Source organism: Bradyrhizobium sp. Ghvi, assembly GCF_900115265.1.
GTDB lineage: Bacteria > Pseudomonadota > Alphaproteobacteria > Rhizobiales > Xanthobacteraceae > Bradyrhizobium.
Map to the genome: position 1 here is coordinate 35975 of NZ_FOVU01000002.1, position 19016 is coordinate 54990.

Here is a 19016-nt window from a genome sequence, read left to right on the forward strand (position 1 = left end):
CCAGCGCCCGGTTCACTCGGTGTGCGTCGCAAAAAGAAGCGCGGTGGCGGACGGTCGACGCCGCAGCCCTCCCGGACACAACGTTAGTACTAGAGCGCAGAGCATCCGGCTTTCTCGACAGACGCAATCAATCATGATCTGATCGCGCTACCAATTTTCCCGCGTCTCCCCGTGACTTGCGGACGGCGCCAATAAGAAACTCCAATAACGAGAAGAGAGACTCGGAAGAGTCAGAGGAAACGACAGAACAATAAGACACACCAAGGCGAGGAAACGAGATGTCACGCAAGAGACTGACGCGACGTCAATTTGTGGCTGCCACTGCAATGTCCTCCGCGGCGCTGATCACGGCGCCCTATGTCCGGGGCGCCTACGCCGCCGGCAAACTCTCGATCGGCTTCTGGGACCATTGGGTGCCCGGCGCCAACCAGGCCTCGACCGATCTCGTCAACGAATGGGCGGCGAAGGAGAAAGTCGAGGTTTCCATCGACTATATCACCAGCAACAACAAGAAGATCGAATTGACCGCCGCGGCCGAAGCGCAAGCCAAGTCCGGTCATGACATTCTTCAGATGCCGAGCTGGTGGCCGCATGCCTATTCGGAGAATCTCGAGCCGCTCAACGACGTGATGGAGCCGCTCATCAAGCAGAATGGCGAGGTGAACGGCACGGTCAAATATCTCGCCCAATCGGGCGGCAAATGGCTCGCGGTGCCCGCGACGCCGGGCAGCCAGATCAAAGGCCCCTGCTCGCGCATCGACCTGATGAAGAAGTACGCCAACATCGATGTGCAGGAAATGTATCCGGCAGGCAGCCCGCCCAAGGCTGACAACTGGACCATGGATACCTTCCTCAAGGCTGCGGAGGCCTGTCAGAAGGGCGGCTTCCCATTCGGCATCGGCCTCGGCGAGACCACCGACAGCGTCGATACCGCCGGCGCGATCTTCCAGTCGTTCGGGGCTGAGCTGGTCAATGCCAAGGGCGACATCACGGTCAAGACCGACCAGGTCCGCCAGGCCATGGAGTACTACAAGAAGCTGATCGCGTTCCTGCCCCCGGATGCGCCGTCCTGGGACGACGCTTCAAACAACAAATGGCTGATCTCGGGGCGCGGCGCGCTGATCATGAATCCGCCGAGCGCCTGGGCCGTCGCCAAGCGCGACGCGCCCCAGGTTGCCGAACAGTGCTGGACGCACGGCTTCCCGGCCGGCCCGAAGGGACGTTTTGCGCCCTTCCTGCCCTACTTCTGGGGCGTCTGGAGCTTCGGCAAGAACAAGGAAGCGGCCAAGAGCCTGCTGGTTCATTTGTCCTCGCCGTCAGCGATCGAGAAGTTCGTTTCGGTGAGCGGCGGTTATGACCTGCCGGCTTATGCGAACCTGACGAAGCTGAAGACGTGGGCCGAGGAAGGTCCGCCGAAGGGAACGCTCTTCCACTATCCGGACCCCTACCACCAGCAGACGCTGTCAATCGCCGCGTCACCGGCGCCGCCGAAGATCGCGCAGCAGATCTACTTCCAGGCGACGCTGACCAAGATGGGGTTGCGATTTGCCCGCGGCGAAACCTTGGAACAGGCGCTCGCCTGGGCCGAGGGCGAGTGCGAAGGCTTCATGCGGAGCTAGACGGCGAATGAGGCCGGCTTGTGCGACTCGCGCAGGCCGGCCCCAACCGTCGCATTCCCATCCATCACCGCGAAGCCGATTGCCAGGACCGGCTTCGCCGTTCGACCGTTTACCAGGAAGCTGATCCAAGGAAGCTGATATGGCCGATGTCGTCGTTGAGCGAGGTCGCGTCGCCCGAGCGACGGGCGCGCGGAAGGGATCGGGCCTGCGCAATGCGCTCGGGCGCAAATCGACGGTCGCGTTTTTCCTGACGCTGCCGCTGATCCTGCTGATCGTGCTGCTCGTGCTCTATCCCGCCTTTTATTCGCTCTATCTGGCGACCCTGAACAAGGCGATGACGAAGTTCGTTGGCCTCGGCAACTTCACCTTCCTGTTCAAGCGCGAGACGTTCTGGATGGTGGTGAAGCAGTCCTGCATCTTCGCCATCACCGCCGTGATCTTCAAGGCGTTGATCGGCTTCATCGTCGCGCATTTCGTCCACAACATTCCCGGCAAGAAGCAGCGCAAATGGCGGGGCATGCTGCTGGTGCCCTGGGTGATTCCGCCGGCGATGAGCACGCTGGCCTGGCTCTGGCTGTTCGACCCCTCCTACAGCGCCTTCAACTACACCCTCTCCTTCTTCGGTGTCGGCCCGATTCCCTGGCTCGGCGAAACCTTCTGGGCGCGTTTCTCGGTCATCCTCGTCAACGTCTGGTACGGCGCGCCGTTCTTCCTGATCATGTATCTCGCCGCGCTGAAATCCGTGCCCGACCAGCTCTACGAGGCCGCGGCGATCGACGGCGCCAATTGGTGGCAGAAGATCTGGTACGTCACGCTGCCGATGATGCGCAACATCATCGCCATCACGACGCTGTTCTCGTTGATCGTGACCTTCGCCAATTTCGACATCGTGCGCATCCTGACCTCCGGCGGCCCCTTGGATACGACGCATCTGTTCGCCACCTGGGCGTTCCAGGTCGGCATCCAGAGCAGCGACATTCCGCTCGGCGCGTGCGTCTCGCTGTTCATGGTGCCGATCCTTGCCGTCGCAGCGATCTTCATCCTGCGCGACGTCTCCAAACGCGGGAACGAAGCCTGATGAGCACGATGGCGATCGACAAAGCCGGGCCTACCCGCAAACTCGGCAGCATGAGCCGCGACCGCGCCTGGGCGCTGCGCTGGTCCTATTTCTTCCTGGTGCTGTTTGCGATCTTCTTCCTGACACCCCCTGTCTACATGCTGATCACTTCGCTCAAGAGCAGCGCGGAGATCTCGGCGGCGACCAATCCCTGGTGGGTGTTTCATCCCACGCTGTCCAACTATGTCGAACTCCTGACCTCCAACCAGTTCCTGCGCTTCTTCTGGAATTCGTCGATCATCTCCATCGTGGTGGTGATCGTCACGATGATCATCAGCATTCCTGCCGCGTTTGCGCTCGCGCGGATGAAGTTCTGGGGCTCGGCGACGCTCGCCACGGGCGTCTTCCTCACCTATCTGATCCCGGATAGCCTGCTGTTCATTCCCCTGTTCAAGATGCTCGGGGTCGTCCAGGACCTGACCGGCATTACGCTGCTGAACCGCTGGTACGTGCTCGTGTTCATCTACCCGACGCTGACCGTGCCGTTCTGCACCTGGATCATGATCGGCTATTTCGCCTCGATTCCGAAAGAGCTGGACGAGGCCGCGATCATCGATGGCGCTTCCTGGCTCCAGACCCTGCTGCGGATCTTCATCCCCGTCGCGCTGCCCGGGCTGATCGCCGCGACGATCTTCGCCTTCACCGTGTCATGGGCCCAGTTCCTGTATCCCCTGGTGTTCACGACATCGATCGACCAGCTTGTGCTGCCGGTCGGCATCACCACGACGCTGATCAAGGGCGACGTCTTCAATTGGGGACAGATCATGACCGGCGCGCTGCTCGGCGCGGCGCCCCCGTTGATCATCTACGCCTTCCTGATGGACTACTACATTGCCGGCCTCACCGCCGGCGCGACGAAGGGTTGAAATCGAGAGGTTCAAGTTCAATGGCGGACGTTTCCCTGCGCAAGGTGATCAAGCGTTATGACGATGTCGAAGCCGTGCGCGGCATCGACCTTGATATCGCCGACCATGAGTTCATCGTCCTGGTCGGTCCGTCCGGCTGCGGCAAGTCGACCACGCTGCGCATGATCGCGGGCCTCGAGGACATCAGCGACGGCGACATCATGATCGGGGGCGACGTCGTCAACGACGTGCCGCCCAAGGACCGCGACATCGCGATGGTATTCCAGAACTACGCGCTCTATCCGCACATGACGGTCGCCGAGAACATGTCGTTCGGGCTGCGGCTGAAGCACTATCCCAAGGCCGAGATCAAGGCGCGCGTGACGGAAGCGGCTCGCCTGCTCGACATCACCGACCTGATCGACCGCAAGCCGAAGCAGCTCTCCGGCGGTCAGCGCCAGCGCGTCGCGATGGGACGCGCCATCGTGCGCAATCCGAAGGTCTTCCTGTTCGACGAACCGCTGTCCAATCTCGACGCCAAGCTGCGCGTGCAGATGCGGATCGAGATCAAGAAGGTGCACCAGAAAGTGCGCACCACGACCGTCTACGTCACCCACGACCAGGTCGAGGCGATGACGCTGGCCGATCGCGTCGTGGTCATGAACAAGGGTCGCATCGAGCAGATCGGCACTCCGAACGAGCTCTATCACAAGCCGGCGACGCGCTTCGTCGCAGGCTTCATCGGCTCGCCCGCGATGAACTTCATTCCCTGCCGGCTCGAGGATGCCGCCGGAACGCTCCGGATACGCCTGACCGACCGCATCGCATTCGCACTGCCGCCGGCCCGCGCCGCCCGCTACAACGCGTTGCCCCGCAGCGACAAGCTCTTGCTCGGCATCCGCCCCGAGCATCTTACCGAGTCGCATGCGCATCTGGATCCCGGTGTCGAGACCTTCGATACCGTGCTCGACGTCACCGAGCCGATGGGAATGGAGACGCTGGTCTATTTCGGGCTCGACGGCACGCCGGTGTGCGGCCGCGTCAATCCCAATGCCGGCGCCAAGGACGGAGCACCCATGCGTTTGGCGATGGACCTCAACAATATGCACCTGCTAAACGAGGAGACCGGCGTCGTGCTGTGACGCCGGTCTAACAAACTCGATGCAGGCGGGGAGCGATGACGACCAATAAGAAGAAGATTTTCGTTACACAAACTTTGTCGCAAGGGGCACGCGCTCTCCTCTCCCAGCGGGACGATATCGAGCTCGTCGAGTTTCCGAACCTGATCTCCGCCAAGGACTTTGAAGCCCTGCTGAAGAGCCATGCGCCGGTCCACGGCGTCGCGCTCGGTGCCACCGCCTTCGGCGAGACCGAGCTCGAGGCGGCCCGGGACATGAAGGTGGTGACCCGCATCGGCGTCGGCTACGACGCCGTCGACGTGCCCGCCCTGTCCCGCCGCAAGGTGCCGCTGATGGTCGCGGGCAGCGCCAATTCGCCTTCGGTGGCCGAGCAGGCGCTGTTCATGATGCTGACGCTGGCCAAGCGCGCCAATGAGATGCACTCCTGCGTCAAGGACGGCAAATGGGCCGAGCGCCTCGGCATGCTTCCCTTCGACCTCTACGGCAAGACCGTGCTGATCATTGGCTTCGGCCGCATCGGCACCCGCACCGCCAAGCGGTGCCTCGCGATGGAAATGAACGTGCAGGTCTACGATCCCTACAAGCCTGCGGCCGACATCAGGGCCGCCGGCTGCGAGCCGGTGACTGACCTCGACGCCGCGCTGCCAAACGCCGATTTCGTCACCATCCATTGCCCGAAGACGCCGGAGACCATCGGCCTGTTCGACGCTGACAGGATCGGCCGGATGAAGCCGAGGTCCTATCTCATCAACACCGCGCGCGGCGGTATCGTGAAGGAGGCTGCGCTGTACAACGCGCTTGTCTCAGGCAAGCTTGCCGGCGCCGGCATCGACGTGTTCGAGGTCGAGCCGCCGCCGGTCAGCAACGCGCTGTTCGCGCTGCCCAACGTCATCATGGCCCCGCATGTCGCCGGCGTCACCGTCGAGGCGGTCAACCGCATGAGCGAGCAGACCGCACGCAATATCCTGAGCGTGCTCGACGGCGATCCGATCAGGCAAAACATCATCAATCAGGACGTGCTGGGCTAATTCGATCGGAAGGCGGTCGATCGAACCGCCTTCGGATGGCCAGAATGCGTCCCATTTTGGTGCAGATCGGGCCCCAACTCAGCCTTAATCAAACCCGCGTAATGTCCCCAGCCGCGGCGGCAGTGGGACAGACTTGCCGGCCGCGTCGAGCTGGAGGATGGACCTTGTCAGAGATCGACCCGACCGACACTGCGCTGGCGACCATCGCCAGCATTTTGGAGCACCCCGAGCCCGTTCTCGTCGTCCGCGACACCGAGACGGAAACGGCGGCTGGCGATGACTATGCGGTCGCGGACGAGCATCAAGCCTCCGACGAGCATCCTGTCGTCGAGGAGCAGCCGCTCGTGCCCGAGCACACCGACGCCGACGGCTACAGCAAGGTCGGTCCGGGGCCGATGGTGGCGATCCGCCTGAAATGGACGGTCCATCGCGGTGACGACGGCCAATACTACGTCCATGAAACCATCGGCGAGCAGTCCACGCCCGTGGTCAGCGGCCCGATGACGAGCGAGGCCGCCGTGCGCTTCGTTGACGAACACGAGGATGAAGCACATCGGCGCTTCGAGCTGCTACGCAGCGAAATTGCCGGACGCAGCTCGCTCGCCGATTACGAGCGCAAGGGCGAAGCGTAAGCCTATTTGCGCCGATCTCTCCGTTCACCTCTCCCGAAGGGAGAGGTCGGAGCGCATCGTAAGATGCGATCCGGGTGAGGGGTTACCATCTCACTGCGTGCCGCGGCCCCTCACCTGGATCGCTTCGCGACCTGACCTCTCCCCGCTGGGGAGAGGTAAGCACCAAGCCCTTACTTCCTCCCCAAAAAATCCTTCTTCGCCAGTTCGACGCCGGCGTGCCGCAACAGGTCGTAGGCCGTTGTGACGTGAAAGAAGAATTGCGGGATGCTGTTGGTGAGCAGCAGCGTCCGCCCGGTGAAGGGCAGCTCGGTCCCGTTCTTCAGCTTGAAGAAGACCTTCAGCTCCGCGGCCGCATCGATCTCGGCGCGCGGCAGGCTCTCGATGAATTCGATTGACGTCGCAATGCGCGCCTGAAGCCCGGCCATGTCGTGCTCCAGCGGCGGCAGCGCGAGCGGCTCGCACTGCGCCAGCAAGGCCGGCGCGACGGTGGCGTGGCGACAAGCCTCGCCGACCTGCTGCGCCAGATCGTACATGTTCGGCGCCAGCCGCATCCCGAGCAAGACAGCCGGATTGAACTTGCGCGTTTCGGCATACGCAACGCCCTTGTCGAGGAGGACGGACAGGTTGCGCAGGTAAGGCACGAACAGGCCGACCGAGGCCTCGTACATCGAAATCGTCACGCCAATATTCCCTTCAATTCCGTCTCGCCAGAAACCGGCATCTGGTCTAAATCCACGTCTGGCGGGCCTCACAATGACAGCTTGGGCATGGGTGGAAAAGAGATGACTGTTCGAATTTTGGCGGCTTTGGCCGCGATGTTGCTGGCTAACTTCTCGGCTTACGCACAACAGCCGGCTCCCTCGTGCCTCGACGAGATCGTCAAGCGCGGCACGTTGCGCGTCGGCATGACCGGTGACTACAAGCCCTTCACCTATCTGGACAAGGCCACGCAGCAGTTCTCCGGCTTCGACGTCGACATGGCGGAGGCGCTCGGCAAGGCGCTCGGCGTCAAGGTCGAATTCGTAGCCACGGCCTGGCCGAAGCTGATGAAGGATTTCGAGGCCGACCAGTTCGACATCGCCATGGGCGGCGTCTCTGTCACGCTCGATCGGCAGAAGAAGGGCTTCTTCTCGATCCCGATCATGCGCGAGGGCAAGACGCCGATCGCGCGCTGCGCCGACACGGCCAAGTACCAGACGCTCGCCGACATCGACAAGAAAGGCACCCGCGTCATCGTTAATCCCGGCGGGACCAATGAGCGTTTTGCCCGCGCCAACGTCAAGGACGCAGACATCACCGTCTTCCCCGACAACACACAGATCTTCGACCAGATCGCCAAGGGCAACGCCGACCTGATGATGACGGATGCCTCCGAAACCCGCTACCAGCAGAAGCAACATGCCGGTGTGCTTTGCGCGGTTCATCCCGACAAGCCGTTCGACTTCTCCGAGAAAGCCTATTGGCTCCAGCGCGACGTGGCGCTGAAGGCCTTCGTCGATCAGTGGCTGCACATCTCCATGGAGGACGGCAGCTACAAGAAGATTTACGCCGCCTGGTTCGACTAGCATGCGGCTGATGATCGCGGTCGTGGCCACGCTTACGCTGGCCGCGGCTGGCACCGCATCCGCCCAGACGCTGTTCACACCGGCCAAAGGTCCTGCGTGCAAGGACCAATCCAAGGAGTTCTTTGGGTCGTGGACCTGCCCCGGCCCGGCCGGCTACGTCGTACGCTTCTTCGACGAGGGCAACGTCGTCTCACTGACGATTGCGCCCAGGCGTTCAATCGAGAAGCTGCAGGCGCCGACGGCGCAATGGCGCGGCGCCGACAAGGTGTTCGGCGACAAGGTCCAGTGGATCATGCGCGCGGGTGTGCCGAAGGCCGCCGTGATCCGCACCTGGAGCCGGGTCGGCGACGACGAGCGGGAAGTCCAGGAGCTCTCAGTCTTCGCGATCAACGGCGAGAAGGCCTGTCTGTTCGGCGCGGTCGAGATCCACACCGACAAGGCCAACGACGTTGCGCTGGCTCGCGCCGAGCAGGCCGCGGATTCGCGCTGTCCGGAGAAATAGCTCCCGGTCGCGGCGGCTCGTCGCATCCCAATGTCCAACTCTGGACCGAGTTCGGCGTTATTGAACCCGAAACCGCCAGAGGGCGACTCATACCGTTGACAGTGATGTAGATCACTTTTCGCGATCGGACCGGGGCGTAAGCGTCGGTGCGGGGACCACCTGTTCGGGAGATGGAAATGAGGAAGCTGTTGGCCACGGCCGCATTCCTTTTGGCGAGCACCGCCGCGCAAGCGCAGTACACGTTCGAGTATGGCGGGCGTACCATTCGTATCGATCCCGACCGTGGCACGGTGTCCATCCCCGGCGTCTACGACAACACCGGCCAGGGCAAGGCCAAGAAAGCCAAGAAGAACGACACCAAGCAGGACCAACAGGTCCCGCAGCAAGCCAAGGTCGATCCACAGACGCCGGCCGCACCGGCGCCCGCCCCTGCTCCGGTCGCCGCGCCCCCCGCAGCACAACAGACGCCTCCGGCACCGGCCGCAGCAGTGCCGCCTCCGGCCCCGCCACCACCTGCTCCGCCTCCGGCGGCAGCCGCCAGCACCGCACCGGCTGAAGATGCGATGGTGCCGCCGCCTCAACCGGCTCCGAGCGCTGCGCCGACGGTGGCCGCAGTACCGCCCGCACCTCCTGCGCCGCCGTCTCCGACCATCGCGGTCGCGCCCCCGGCACCGCCTCCACCACCTGCACCCGCGCCCGCTCCGGTTCAGGCCGCTGCCATCGCGCCGCCCGCACCTGCCGCCGCGGCTGCGCGCGATCTCAGTTCGCCGCTCGGGGTCTGGCTCACCGAGGAAAAGGAAGGCAAGGTCCGCATCGAACAGTGCGGCACGAACCTCTGCGGTTATTCGGTCGACAGCAAATCGAACCAGAATGGCGAACAGGTCCTGATCAACATGAAACCCGGCAAGGACCAGAAATGGTCCGGCCGCATCCTCGATCCGAACTCCGGCTCGACCTACGATTCGACGATCTCGCTGAAGGGCACGGACCGCCTGCGCGTGCAGGGCTGTGCCTTCGGCGGCATGTTCTGCGGCGGCCAGACCTGGACGCGGGTGAACTAGATCAACCGCGACGTGGCGAAACGACAAGGGGCCCGTGATCCGGGCCCTTTGCCTTGCTCGCGATGGTGATGCGATGTGCGTCAGCTCACACAGAACTTTGCGCGCGTGACAGCCCTCACATCGCCGGTTCCATGGCCATGACACGATCCCCGCACGGTCAACGCAAGGGGCGTGTCATGAACGGATTTCACAGAAGTCTCTTCGCCACCATTTTCGCCATCGCCTTCCCGCTCACGCAGGCGGATGCGGCGGGCTCCGCCTTCGACGGCACCTGGAACGTCCGCATCTCGTCATCGAGCGAAACCTGCGGCAACGGCGCAACCGTCGCGATCGGCATCAACAACGGTCAGATCGCCTCGAGCAGCGCGGCGGTGACGGCGTCGGGCAAAGTTGCCGACGCCGGCAGCATCAACGTCACCCTGGGCAGCGGCGTGAAGCACGCGGTCGGCTTCGGCCGGCTCAGCGGCACATCAGGATCCGGCACATGGCGCGGCGCCATGTGCTCGGGCACGTGGACGGCGGAGCGGGTATGAACGGCCGCCGCTAACCGAGCGGTGCGCCGTATTCCGCATCCGTGACCGGCTCTAGCCAGGTCGAGAAAACGCCATCGAGCGCTTCCTGCATGGCGATGTGGCACATGCTGTTACCAGGCGAGGCGCCGTGCCAGTGCACTTCACCCGGCGGAATCCAGACGGTATCGCCGGGACGGATCTCCTTGACCGGGCCGCCCTTGGTCTGGACGCGACCGACGCCCGAAATCACGTAGAGCGTCTGTCCGAGCGGATGGTGGTGCCAGTTGGTGCGGGCGCCGGGCTCGAACGAGACGCGCGAGACGTTCAGCCGCGCCGGCGCGGGCGCCATGTTGATCGGGTCCTGCAACACGGTGCCGGTGAAGTGTTCCTTGGGCGCACGGCGGGTCGGCCGCGCACCTGCGAGCGTGATGTCCATAGGGATCCTCGTTTCCTGTTACTTCTTGCTGGCGGCGTAGCGCGCCTTGGTTTCGGCGTTCATGGGATAGAGGCCCGGCAGCACGGCGCCGTTGTTCACCTCGTTGACGATCCAGGCCTCCATCCGCTCCTGCTCGACGCCTTCATTGAGGACATGGTCGAGCATGGCCTGCGGGATCAACACGCAGCCGTCCTGGTCGGCGACCACGATGTCGTTCGGAAACACCGCAACGCCGCCGCAGCCGATCGGCTCGCCCCAGCCGACGAAGGTGAGGCCTGCAACCGACGGCGGCGCGGCGTAGCCATCGCACCAGACCGGCAGATTGGTGCCGAGCACGCCCTCGACGTCGCGTACCACGCCGTCGGTGACGAGCGCGGTGACGCCACGCTTGACCATGCGGGCGCAGAGGATGTCGCCGAAGATACCGGCATCGGTGATGCCCATGGCGTCGACCACGGCGATGCAGCCCTCGGGCATCGCCTCGATCGCGGTGCGGGTCGAGATCGGCGACGACCAGGATTCCGGCGTCGCCAGGTCCTCGCGCGCCGGCACGAAGCGAAGCGTAAAGGCCGGTCCCACCAGGCGCGGCAGGCCCGGGCGCAACGGGCGCGCGCCGCGCATCCACACATTGCGCAGGCCCTTCTTCAGCAGGACCGTGGTGATGGTGGCAGTGGTGATGCCGGCGAGGGTCTTGCGGGCTTCGGGGGACAGCGACATGGACGAGAACGAGCTCCGGGTGGGCAGAAAAGAACGCGCGCATCTTGCGAGCCGCAGCCCTTGCGTCAAGGGCCAAAAGACCCACAAGAACGCGACCCTGCCGGGCTATTATGCGACACGATAACAAGGCTTTATCGGATGCCCTTGCATTAATTTATTGGACTTGCGGGCGCATTTACGCGAAGCAGGGGTAACGCGGAACTTGAGGCCGCGTCCGCGCTTTTCCAAAGGCCCGATTTCGACAACTCATGGCCGAGACGCTCCCCCCGCCCCGCCTTCTGCCCAGTGGCGACAGCGCCGTCACGGTCGAGTTCAGCCGCACCATCGACGATGCCGCCAACGAGCGCGTGCTCGCGCTCGACAAGGCGCTTGCAGCGGCGTCAATCGAGGGCATCTCCGAGACCATTCCGACCTATCGCTCGCTGCTTGTGCACTACGATCCCGGCAAGATCGGCTTTGACGAACTCGGCGAAAAGCTGCTTGCGATCTCAAGCCAGAAGCTGCCACCAACCACGAAAGCGCGGCGCTGGCGCATTCCTGTCGCCTATGGCGGCGAGCACGGCATCGATCTCGAGGATGTTGCCAAGGCGCTGAACACGACGCCGGGCGACATCATCGCCCGCCACGCCGGTGGCGACTACCGTGTCGCCATGATCGGCTTCACGCCGGGCTGGTCCTATCTCAGCGGCCTCGACAAGTCCCTGCACATGTCGCGGCGGGAGTCGCCGCGGCTGCTGACGCCCGCCGGCACGATCTCGATCGGCGGCGTTCAGGCGGGTATCCAATGCCTCGCCGCGCCCAGCGGCTGGCACCTGCTCGGCCGCACGCCTGTGCGAACCTATCAGCTCCACCGTAACCCGACATTCCTCACCGAACCCGGTGATCGCGTGACGTTTTTTGCCATCGACCCCAAAACGTTCGAGGACATGGACCGCGCCGCCGAAGCCGGCGAGATCATCGCCGAGCGGGTCGACGCATGAGCCGGCTCGTCGTCGCCAGCATCGGCCCGGCCAGCTCCGTTCAGGACGGTGGACGCCACGGCGCGCAGCGCTATGGCCTGACGGTCAGTGGCGCCATGGACCGGCTGGCGCTCGCGGCCGCGAACACGCTGGTCGGCAACGATCCGTTCGCAGCCGCTGTCGAGATCGGCCCGTTCGGCGCGACGTTCACGGCCAGGGATGGCGCCGTGCGCATCGCCATATCAGGTGCGCCGCGCAACGCCGACATCGCCGGAAAACCGGTAGCCATGGACACGTCCGTCACACTGAAGGACGGCGAGACGCTGACGCTGGGGTTTGCCCGCGGCGGGGCGTTCACGTATCTCGCGATCGAAGGTGCGATCAAGGGCGAGCCGGTGTTCGGCAGCCTCGCGGTCAATGCCCGTGCCGGTCTCGGCAGCCCCTATCCGCGCCCGCTGCAGGCCGGCGACGAGTTCACGGTCGATGCGGCGAGCGGTGCGCCGGAACTGCGCATCGAACTGCCGAACCCGGTGAGCGGCCCGATCCGCGTCGTGCTGGGCCCGCAGGACGACGAGTTCGACGACGCCAACAAGGCGCTGTTCCTGGGCAGCGAGTGGAAGATCTCGGCAACCTCCGATCGCATGGGCTACAGGCTCGAAGGTCCCGCGATCAAGCATCTGCACGGCCACAACATCGTCTCGGACGGCACCGTCAACGGCAGCATCCAGGTGCCCGGCAACGGCGCGCCGATCGCACTGATGATGGACCGCGGCACCTCGGGCGGCTATCCCAAGATCGCGACCGTGATCACGGCCGATGTCGGCCGCCTCGCCCAGACCTCAGTGGGCACGGCCTTCCGCTTCAAGGCCGTCACCATGGCCGAGGCGCAGGACGAGGCGCGCAAGTTCGCACAGCTGATCAAGAGCTTGCCCGATCGCCTGCGCGCGGCCGATACGGTGGAGCTCAACATCGAGGCGCTCAGCGACGCCAACGTTGCGGGCCATGCGGTGAATGCCATCGATGCCGGCACCTGGCAGGTCACGGCGGAGCCTTAAGACAACAAGGCCAAGAGCGGAGAGCAACCATGAAGACGATCGATCTCAATTGCGACCTCGGCGAAGGTTTTGGCGCCTGGGAGATGGGCAACGATGCCGCGATGATCGAGCTCGCAAGCTCGGTCAACGTCGCCTGCGGTTTCCATGCCGGCGACCCTGATATCATGCGGCGGACGGTTGAGCTTGCCAAGGCACGCGGCGTGTCGGTCGGCGCGCATCCTGGATATCGCGACCTGCACGGCTTTGGCCGGCATCCGATCGCGGGGTTGAAGGCGTCCGAGATCGAGAACCTCGTCGCCTACCAGATCGGCGCGCTGCAGGCGATCGCGACGGCCGCCGGCCACAAGGTCACGCATGTGAAGGCGCATGGCGCGCTCTCCAACGTCGCCTGCGAGGACGACATGACGGCGAAAGCGATCGCCGCCGGCATCAAGGCGGTCGACCCCAGCCTGATCTTCGTCGTGCTTGCCAATTCGAAACTGGTGAAAGCAGGCGAAGAGGCCAACCTGCCGATGGTGCACGAGGTGTTCGCCGACCGCGCCTATGAGGACGACGGCAATTTGGTCTCGCGCAAGAAGCCGGGCGCGGTGCTGCACGATGCCAAGGCGATCGCCGAGCGCGTGGTGCGGATGGTGCAGGACGGCGCGGTGGTGTCGGTGACCGGCAAGGCCATCAAGATGCGGACCGACACGGTGTGCATCCATGGTGACACGCACGGCGCTGTCGAGATCGCGCGGACCTTGCGTCAGGCCTTGAAGGATGCAGGCATCGAAGTCGCGCCGTTCAAGCGCGGGGCGTGATCAGAACGAGTGCGCCGACAGCGTGCCGAAGACGAGCATCGCGATCAGCGCACACGCACCATAGATCCCGATGTGATGCGCACTCGCCCTGGTCCTGCGTGCGAGCGATCGCGCATAGAGATGAAGCCTGGCTTCCGCCGACAATTCCCGGATGGTCGATTTCCAACGCACCATGCGGCGAGTATGAACGACCGGACGCGACGACCGTAAGACCGTCGCGTAAATAGCGATGGAAGCGCCATTCTGCGCCACTTCGCAGGAGAAAATTCTCCAGACCGACCGGTTCCAAAAATTCTATTCGCTAGAATTCATAACAGATGGAACCGAGCCGAGCTGCAAACAGCCGAAACGTGAAAACAACCCCATGCACAGTAGAAGGCCGTCGCCGGCTCGTTGCGCCGCGCCGGCGATTCAGTGAGGTCCCGCTGAGGCTTAGTAGACGTCAGCCTGGAAGCGGCCTTTCTTCTTGAGGTCGGCGACGAAGCTGACGGCCTCGTCGGTCGAACGCGCGCCGAACTGGGCGACGATGTCGACCAGGGCGCGCTCGACGTCCTTGGCCATGCGCTTGGCATCGCCGCAGATGTAGAGATGCGCGCCTTCGGCGAGCCACGTCCAGACCTCGCGGCCGAGCTCGCGCATGCGGTCCTGCACGTAGAACTTCTTCTCGCCGTCGCGCGACCAGGCCAGCGACAGGCGCGTCAGAAGCCCCGACGTCTTCATCGCGTTGAGCTCGTCGCGATAGAAGAAATCGCAATCGCTGCGCTGATGGCCGAAGAACAGCCAGTTTTTGCCTTGCGCGCCGGTTGCTTTGCGGTCGAGCAGAAAAGCGCGGAACGGCGCAACGCCGGTGCCGGGGCCGATCATGATGATCGGCGTCTTCGGATCCTGCGGCAGGCCGAAACCGTGCGCCTTCTGCACATAGACCTTGAGCTTGTCGCCCTCGTTGATGCGCTCGCCGAGGAAGGTCGAGGCGACGCCGAGGCGCTTGCGCTTGCCGATGACGTAGCGGACGGAATCAACCGTCAGCGACAGCTTGCCGGGCGTCGCATTGTGCGACGAAGAGATCGAGTAAAGCCGCGGCTGCAGCGGGTCCAGCGCTTCGACGAAGGCTTCCGGATGCGGCCGCGTGCCCGAAAACTTCTGCAGCGCCGCCATCACGTCGAGCGTTGCGGCATCGCCATCGGGATCCTCGCCCTGTGCCAGCGCCCTCGCCTTTTCGCGCTGGGCGCCGCCGGTGATGAAGGAGAGCAGCTCGAACAGCTTGTCGGGTGCCGGCGACAGCGAGACGTCCTCGACCAGCGCCTCGCGCAGCGTCTTGTTGTTGACCTTGGTGGTGTGGGAAGCGCCGAGCAGCGCGATGATCTGGTCGACGAGGCCAAGGTCGTTGCGCGCGAACACGCCAAAGCTGTCGCCGACGACGTAGTCGAGCTTGCTCTCGGAGAGATCGAACTCGACGTGATAGGTCTCCTTCTCCGAGCCGGACTTGTTGAGGAGGCGCCGCGACAGGAAGGTGGCCTCGACAGGATTTTCGCGGGCGCGGCCGAGTTCGGCTTTCACCTCTGGCGCAGCCGGTGCGCTCGCGGCCGGAACCGCCCCTGCCGCCGGCTTCGCGGCCGGCGCCTTGTCGATCTCCTCGAACAGCTGCTTGAGCATCCGCGCCGTCTCCTTGCCGCCGGGGGCGCAGAGGTTCAGGCGCGCTTCGCTCTTGTTGGCGATCGAGTCCGAATAGTCGGCGCAATTGTAGCCGCACTGGCCGCAATCCTGCTGCGCCATCGCCGCCATCATGCGGCGGCGGAGCGGACGTCCCTCGGCGAGCTTCATGCGGTCGGCGATTGGCATCGCCGGATCGTGCCAGGGCGCCTCGCCATCGTCGCCGTCGCCTTGCGGCGCGAGAACAGCGCCGTTCTCCGCCGGCGACAGCGGCGTCGAGCCGTCGAGACCGAACATGCCGACGAGAAACCCGTTCAGCCACAGCCGCTGGCCTTCGGTGAACGGTGCATTGGCCGGAATGATCTCGATCTTGGGAGGCACGGTCATCTGGGTCATGCTGCTACTTCCGCTTCGGCGAGTTTGCGCAGGGCTTCCCCGTCATGGCGACGGGAGAAGGTCAGGAACGTCTCTTCAGGCGAGGCGCGGTTGGCGAGATAGGCCTTGAGCAGGCCCTCCACCCTCTTCGGCACATCCTCGGCCTTCACGTCGTGGAACACCTCCTGCCCGATATCGGCATCCGGACCGAAGCCGCCGCCGGTGAAGAGGTGATAGCCCTCGACCTGGTCGTCCTCGCTCGCGCCCGGCACCTTGGCCGCGATCAGGCCGATGTCGGAGATGTAATGCTGTGCGCAGGAGTGATGGCAGCCGGTCAGATGGATGTTGAGCGGCGTGTCGAGATTGACGCGCGCGTCGCACCAGTCGCCGATCGCGCCGGCATGACGCTTGGTATCAGAGGCCGCGAACTTGCAGCCGGCGTTGCCTGTGCAGGCGATCAGGCCGGCACGAACATTCGAGACCTGCGTCGCCAGGCCAAGCTTCTCGACCGCAGCGGTGACGAGCGCGACGTTCTCGTCGCGGACACCAGAGATCAGGAGGTTCTGCCAGACCGTCAAACGGATATCGCCGTCGCCGAGATCCTGCGCGATCTTCGCTAACCCGCGCATCTGCTCGCAGGTGAGCTTGCCGACCGGCAGCGCCACGCCGACCCAATTGAGGCCGGCCTGTTTCTGCTTATGCACGCCGATATGGGCCATGCGGTCGGACAAGGGCCGCGGCGCCAGCGCCTCGGCGGGCACGCGCGCGAACGGCTTCTTGAGGCGCTCTTCGACCAGCTTGAGGAAGCCGTCGTGGCCCATGGTGTCGAGCACGTATTTCAGCCGCGCCTTGTTGCGGTTGGTGCGGTCGCCGTGCTCGATGAAGACGCGCACGATGGCGTCGGCAACAGCGGTCGCGTCCTCGGGGCGAACGACGATGCCGGAGTACTTCGCAAAGTCCTTGTGCCCGGTGATACCGCCGAGGCCAAGCTTGAACCAGACACCGGGCTCGACGCCGAAACCGTCCTTCACCTCGACCGCGGTGAAGGCGATATCGTTGGTCTCCTCCAGCGCCGCGATCTTGCCGGCGCCGTCGAAGGCAACGTTGAACTTGCGCGGCAGGCCGAACAGCGAGCGGTCGTTGAGGATGTGGTAATGCCATTCGCGCGCGTAGGGACGCGTATCGATCAGCTCCTGCGGATCGATGCCGGCGGTCGGCGTGCCCGTGACGTTGCGGATGTTGTCGGCACCGGCGCCGCGCGAGCAGAGGCCTATGTCCTGGACGCCCTCGATCAGCTTGACCGCGTTCTTCGGCTCGATCTCACGGATCTGAAAGTTGGCGCGCGTGGTGACATGGGTGTAGCCGCCACCACAGCTTTCCGCGATGTCGGCTAGACCCGACATCTGCCAGTGCTTCAGGATGCCGTTGGGAATACGCAGGCGCGCCATGTAGGAGGTCTGCGCCGGCGCCACCCAGAAGATGCCGTAATAGCGCCAGCGGAAATTGTCCGCCGGCGTCGGATTGGCGTTGTTCCGCGCCTGGTCCTTCAACCGCTCATAGGAATCGAACGGATGCATCTCGCGCTTGAACTTCTCCTGGTCGGCGAGTTTCTTGCCCGCCGCAATGAGCTTGTCTTGCGCCTTGATCGCAGCCGCGTCCGGGCCTGATGGTTCCGCAGGAGCGCCCGCAGCAGGCGCGCCGCCGGCTGCGAAGGCGCGACCGACACGCCCGACCTGCATGCCGGACATGAAGCCTTCGAGATAGCGCTTCTGCTCGTCGGAGAAATCGGCCGTGGGTGCTGTATCGAGTTTCATGGACTGAATGGACCTACTCTGCTGCCTGGACTGCAACCTGCGCCACTTCGGCGACCGGCTTTGCGGGCTTGTACGTCGTGTAGAGCGCGAGGCCGGTGAAGACGAAGCCGCCGACGAGATTGCCCAAGGTCACGGGGATCTGATTCCACAGCCACCAGTCGGAAACGCTGACCTTGGCGCCGAGCATCATCCCGGTCGGGATCACGAACATGTTGACGACGGCATGCTCGTAGCCGAGCGCGAAGAACAGGAAGATCGGCAGCCAGGTCGCCGCGATCTTGCCGACCGTGGAGGTCGAGGTCATCGCCATGACCACGCCGAGACAGACCAGCCAGTTGCACAGGATCGCCTTGACGAACACTGAGACCATGCCGGCGGTGCCGATTGCCGCATTGGCGATAGTCTTGGCTTCGGCCACCGCGACGATCTTCGCAGCGACTCCGGTGACCTCGAGCTTGCCCATGTTGGTGAGCGAGATCGCGATCAGCGCGCCGACGGCGATGCTGCCGAGCAAATTGGCGACGAAGACCCAGGACCAGTTGGCGATGACCGCATTCCAGCTCGCCTTGCCTTCGAGACGCGCGAGCGGCACGATGGCGAAGCTTCCGGTCACGAGCTCAAGGCCGAGCAGCACGATCATCACGAGGCTGACCGGAAAGATCAGCGCGCCGACGATGGGCTGTCCTGTCGTGACCGCGCCGGTCAGGGCGAGCGTCGTGGCCGCGCCCAGGAGCGCGCCTGATATCGCGCCGCGGATCATGATGTCGCGCGGGGCCAGCGCCAGCTTTTTCAGGCTGGCATCGACCATCGAAGCCACAACATCGGAGGGTTTCGCGTAATCCATATCGAAGCTCCAGCTTGCCGCGCGAAAGGCGGCGTCAACGGGTGAAACGGACAATGATCGCGGGGAGCCGGTTGCAGGCGCATAAGCACCTCGCCGGAGCCCGGAGCGATCCGATCAGCCTCGTTGCTGCGGAAATCCACCATGGACTTGGAGCCGCCGGCGCCCACGCCGGGCGGCATGGATCTCTCTATTCAAGGAGTGTGCCAACGCAGCATAAACCGCAAAATCAAGTAAAATCAGTGATTTATGTCTTTGTGCGCTGCATGAAATGGATCAAAGTTCATGCTGCTTCGGGCAGCAATGGCTTAAAAATTAAGCCGCGAATCGATCTGATCAATCTTTAGGC

The 19016-nt window shown here is 64.1% G+C and carries 21 protein-coding genes; 14 read left to right on the top strand and 7 right to left on the bottom strand.

Annotation, left to right across the window (positions count from 1 at the left end):
- Positions 1-278 precede the first annotated feature (278 nt).
- From BM374_RS06810 to BM374_RS38445, 6 genes are all read left to right on the top strand, one after another.
- Positions 279-1619 carry an ABC transporter substrate-binding protein gene (locus BM374_RS06810; protein WP_092290364.1) on the top strand — a complete coding sequence of 447 codons (1341 nt, stop codon included), beginning with the start codon at positions 279-281 and terminating at the stop codon, positions 1617-1619.
- A 139-nt stretch (positions 1620-1758) separates the two neighbouring features.
- Complete coding sequence (locus BM374_RS06815) at positions 1759-2697, top strand: carbohydrate ABC transporter permease (RefSeq protein ID WP_092290366.1); 939 nt, start codon at positions 1759-1761, stop codon at positions 2695-2697.
- Positions 2697-3602: a carbohydrate ABC transporter permease gene (locus tag BM374_RS06820; RefSeq protein WP_092290368.1), complete on the top strand. Its 906-nt coding sequence runs from the start codon at positions 2697-2699 to the stop codon at positions 3600-3602. Before BM374_RS06815 ends, BM374_RS06820 begins: the two co-directional genes overlap by 1 nt.
- Before the next feature lie 20 nt (positions 3603-3622).
- Positions 3623-4723: an ABC transporter ATP-binding protein gene (locus tag BM374_RS06825; RefSeq protein ID WP_092290370.1), complete on the top strand. Its 1101-nt coding sequence runs from the start codon at positions 3623-3625 to the stop codon at positions 4721-4723.
- 35 nt (positions 4724-4758) lie between these two features.
- A complete protein-coding gene (locus tag BM374_RS06830) occupies positions 4759-5748 on the top strand; it encodes a hydroxyacid dehydrogenase (RefSeq protein ID WP_092290372.1) in 990 nt (329 codons plus the stop codon).
- Positions 5749-5912: 164 nt separating this feature from the next.
- Positions 5913-6380: a hypothetical protein gene (locus tag BM374_RS38445; RefSeq protein WP_177248157.1), complete on the top strand. Its 468-nt coding sequence runs from the start codon at positions 5913-5915 to the stop codon at positions 6378-6380.
- Between the two features lie 170 nt (positions 6381-6550).
- On the opposite strand, the gene BM374_RS06840 is transcribed toward BM374_RS38445, so the two are convergent.
- Positions 6551-7048 (bottom strand): DUF1993 domain-containing protein, encoded by a 498-nt coding sequence (locus tag BM374_RS06840; protein WP_092290374.1) that lies wholly within the window; start codon positions 7046-7048, stop codon positions 6551-6553.
- A 114-nt stretch (positions 7049-7162) separates the two neighbouring features.
- On the opposite strand from BM374_RS06840, the gene BM374_RS06845 reads away from it, so the two are divergent.
- The 4 genes from BM374_RS06845 to BM374_RS06860 all read left to right on the top strand — a co-directional run bounded on the left by BM374_RS06845 (position 7163) and on the right by BM374_RS06860 (position 10041).
- Positions 7163-7945 carry a transporter substrate-binding domain-containing protein gene (locus BM374_RS06845; protein WP_092290375.1) on the top strand — a complete coding sequence of 261 codons (783 nt, stop codon included), beginning with the start codon at positions 7163-7165 and terminating at the stop codon, positions 7943-7945.
- 10 nt (positions 7946-7955) lie between these two features.
- On the top strand, positions 7956-8447 hold the full coding sequence (locus BM374_RS06850) for a hypothetical protein (RefSeq protein WP_092291811.1): 492 nt from the start codon (positions 7956-7958) through the stop codon (positions 8445-8447).
- 176 nt (positions 8448-8623) lie between these two features.
- On the top strand, positions 8624-9508 hold the full coding sequence (locus BM374_RS06855; RefSeq protein WP_092291812.1) for a DUF2147 domain-containing protein: 885 nt from the start codon (positions 8624-8626) through the stop codon (positions 9506-9508).
- A gap of 176 nt (positions 9509-9684) precedes the next feature.
- Positions 9685-10041 carry a hypothetical protein gene (locus BM374_RS06860; RefSeq protein ID WP_092290377.1) on the top strand — a complete coding sequence of 119 codons (357 nt, stop codon included), beginning with the start codon at positions 9685-9687 and terminating at the stop codon, positions 10039-10041.
- Between the two features lie 10 nt (positions 10042-10051).
- On the opposite strand, the gene BM374_RS06865 is transcribed toward BM374_RS06860, so the two are convergent.
- A complete protein-coding gene (locus BM374_RS06865; RefSeq protein WP_092290379.1) occupies positions 10052-10456 on the bottom strand; it encodes a (R)-mandelonitrile lyase in 405 nt (134 codons plus the stop codon).
- 18 nt (positions 10457-10474) lie between these two features.
- Positions 10475-11173, bottom strand: coding sequence for a ribonuclease activity regulator RraA (locus BM374_RS06870; protein WP_036012452.1), 699 nt, complete (start codon positions 11171-11173; stop codon positions 10475-10477).
- Positions 11174-11421: 248 nt separating this feature from the next.
- On the opposite strand from BM374_RS06870, the gene pxpB reads away from it, so the two are divergent.
- The 3 genes from pxpB to BM374_RS06885 are packed head-to-tail and all read left to right on the top strand — an operon-like array spanning position 11422 to position 13987.
- Positions 11422-12153: a 5-oxoprolinase subunit PxpB gene (gene pxpB, locus BM374_RS06875; RefSeq protein WP_092290381.1), complete on the top strand. Its 732-nt coding sequence runs from the start codon at positions 11422-11424 to the stop codon at positions 12151-12153.
- A complete protein-coding gene (locus BM374_RS06880) occupies positions 12150-13187 on the top strand; it encodes a 5-oxoprolinase subunit C family protein (protein ID WP_092290383.1) in 1038 nt (345 codons plus the stop codon). The genes pxpB and BM374_RS06880 overlap by 4 nt, the downstream gene beginning before the upstream one ends.
- Before the next feature lie 29 nt (positions 13188-13216).
- On the top strand, positions 13217-13987 hold the full coding sequence (locus tag BM374_RS06885; protein WP_092290385.1) for a LamB/YcsF family protein: 771 nt from the start codon (positions 13217-13219) through the stop codon (positions 13985-13987).
- Here the strand turns inward: BM374_RS06885 and BM374_RS38450 are convergent, their stop codons facing one another.
- The 4 genes from BM374_RS38450 to BM374_RS06905 form a co-directional block, all read right to left on the bottom strand.
- Positions 13988-14161, bottom strand: coding sequence for a hypothetical protein (locus tag BM374_RS38450; RefSeq protein WP_092290387.1), 174 nt, complete (start codon positions 14159-14161; stop codon positions 13988-13990). It lies immediately after the preceding gene.
- Between the two features lie 258 nt (positions 14162-14419).
- Positions 14420-16033, bottom strand: coding sequence for a sulfite reductase subunit alpha (locus BM374_RS06895; protein ID WP_092290389.1), 1614 nt, complete (start codon positions 16031-16033; stop codon positions 14420-14422).
- Positions 16030-17826, bottom strand: a complete 1797-nt coding sequence (locus tag BM374_RS06900) for a NirA family protein (RefSeq protein WP_092290391.1) — start codon at positions 17824-17826, stop codon at positions 16030-16032. The genes BM374_RS06895 and BM374_RS06900 overlap by 4 nt, the downstream gene beginning before the upstream one ends.
- Before the next feature lie 13 nt (positions 17827-17839).
- Entirely contained in the window at positions 17840-18670 is an 831-nt protein-coding gene (locus BM374_RS06905; protein ID WP_092290393.1) for a formate/nitrite transporter family protein, read from the bottom strand.
- A 53-nt stretch (positions 18671-18723) separates the two neighbouring features.
- Between BM374_RS06905 and BM374_RS37790 the strand changes: the two genes are divergently transcribed.
- Entirely contained in the window at positions 18724-19014 is a 291-nt protein-coding gene (locus tag BM374_RS37790; RefSeq protein WP_143270155.1) for a hypothetical protein, read from the top strand.
- The last annotated feature ends 2 nt before the right edge of the window (positions 19015-19016 follow it).

Excerpts from the sequence above, each read along its gene's own strand:
- BM374_RS06810 (WP_092290364.1), top strand. The coding sequence starts at position 279 with ATGTCACGCAAGAGACTGACGCGACGTCAATTTGTGGCTGCCACTGCA.
- BM374_RS06815 (WP_092290366.1), top strand. The coding sequence starts at position 1,759 with ATGGCCGATGTCGTCGTTGAGCGAGGTCGCGTCGCCCGAGCGACGGGC.
- BM374_RS06820 (WP_092290368.1), top strand. The coding sequence starts at position 2,697 with ATGAGCACGATGGCGATCGACAAAGCCGGGCCTACCCGCAAACTCGGC.
- BM374_RS06825 (WP_092290370.1), top strand. The coding sequence starts at position 3,623 with ATGGCGGACGTTTCCCTGCGCAAGGTGATCAAGCGTTATGACGATGTC.
- BM374_RS06830 (WP_092290372.1), top strand. The coding sequence starts at position 4,759 with ATGACGACCAATAAGAAGAAGATTTTCGTTACACAAACTTTGTCGCAA.
- BM374_RS06840 (WP_092290374.1), bottom strand. The coding sequence starts at position 7,048 with ATGTACGAGGCCTCGGTCGGCCTGTTCGTGCCTTACCTGCGCAACCTG.
- BM374_RS06845 (WP_092290375.1), top strand. The coding sequence starts at position 7,163 with ATGACTGTTCGAATTTTGGCGGCTTTGGCCGCGATGTTGCTGGCTAAC.
- BM374_RS06850 (WP_092291811.1), top strand. The coding sequence starts at position 7,956 with ATGATCGCGGTCGTGGCCACGCTTACGCTGGCCGCGGCTGGCACCGCA.
- BM374_RS06855 (WP_092291812.1), top strand. The coding sequence starts at position 8,624 with ATGAGGAAGCTGTTGGCCACGGCCGCATTCCTTTTGGCGAGCACCGCC.
- BM374_RS06860 (WP_092290377.1), top strand. The coding sequence starts at position 9,685 with ATGAACGGATTTCACAGAAGTCTCTTCGCCACCATTTTCGCCATCGCC.
- BM374_RS06865 (WP_092290379.1), bottom strand. The coding sequence starts at position 10,456 with ATGGACATCACGCTCGCAGGTGCGCGGCCGACCCGCCGTGCGCCCAAG.
- BM374_RS06870 (WP_036012452.1), bottom strand. The coding sequence starts at position 11,173 with ATGTCGCTGTCCCCCGAAGCCCGCAAGACCCTCGCCGGCATCACCACT.
- pxpB (WP_092290381.1), top strand. The coding sequence starts at position 11,422 with ATGGCCGAGACGCTCCCCCCGCCCCGCCTTCTGCCCAGTGGCGACAGC.
- BM374_RS06880 (WP_092290383.1), top strand. The coding sequence starts at position 12,150 with ATGAGCCGGCTCGTCGTCGCCAGCATCGGCCCGGCCAGCTCCGTTCAG.
- BM374_RS06885 (WP_092290385.1), top strand. The coding sequence starts at position 13,217 with ATGAAGACGATCGATCTCAATTGCGACCTCGGCGAAGGTTTTGGCGCC.
- BM374_RS38450 (WP_092290387.1), bottom strand. The coding sequence starts at position 14,161 with ATGGTGCGTTGGAAATCGACCATCCGGGAATTGTCGGCGGAAGCCAGG.
- BM374_RS06895 (WP_092290389.1), bottom strand. The coding sequence starts at position 16,033 with ATGACCCAGATGACCGTGCCTCCCAAGATCGAGATCATTCCGGCCAAT.
- BM374_RS06900 (WP_092290391.1), bottom strand. The coding sequence starts at position 17,826 with ATGAAACTCGATACAGCACCCACGGCCGATTTCTCCGACGAGCAGAAG.
- BM374_RS06905 (WP_092290393.1), bottom strand. The coding sequence starts at position 18,670 with ATGGATTACGCGAAACCCTCCGATGTTGTGGCTTCGATGGTCGATGCC.
- BM374_RS37790 (WP_143270155.1), top strand. The coding sequence starts at position 18,724 with ATGATCGCGGGGAGCCGGTTGCAGGCGCATAAGCACCTCGCCGGAGCC.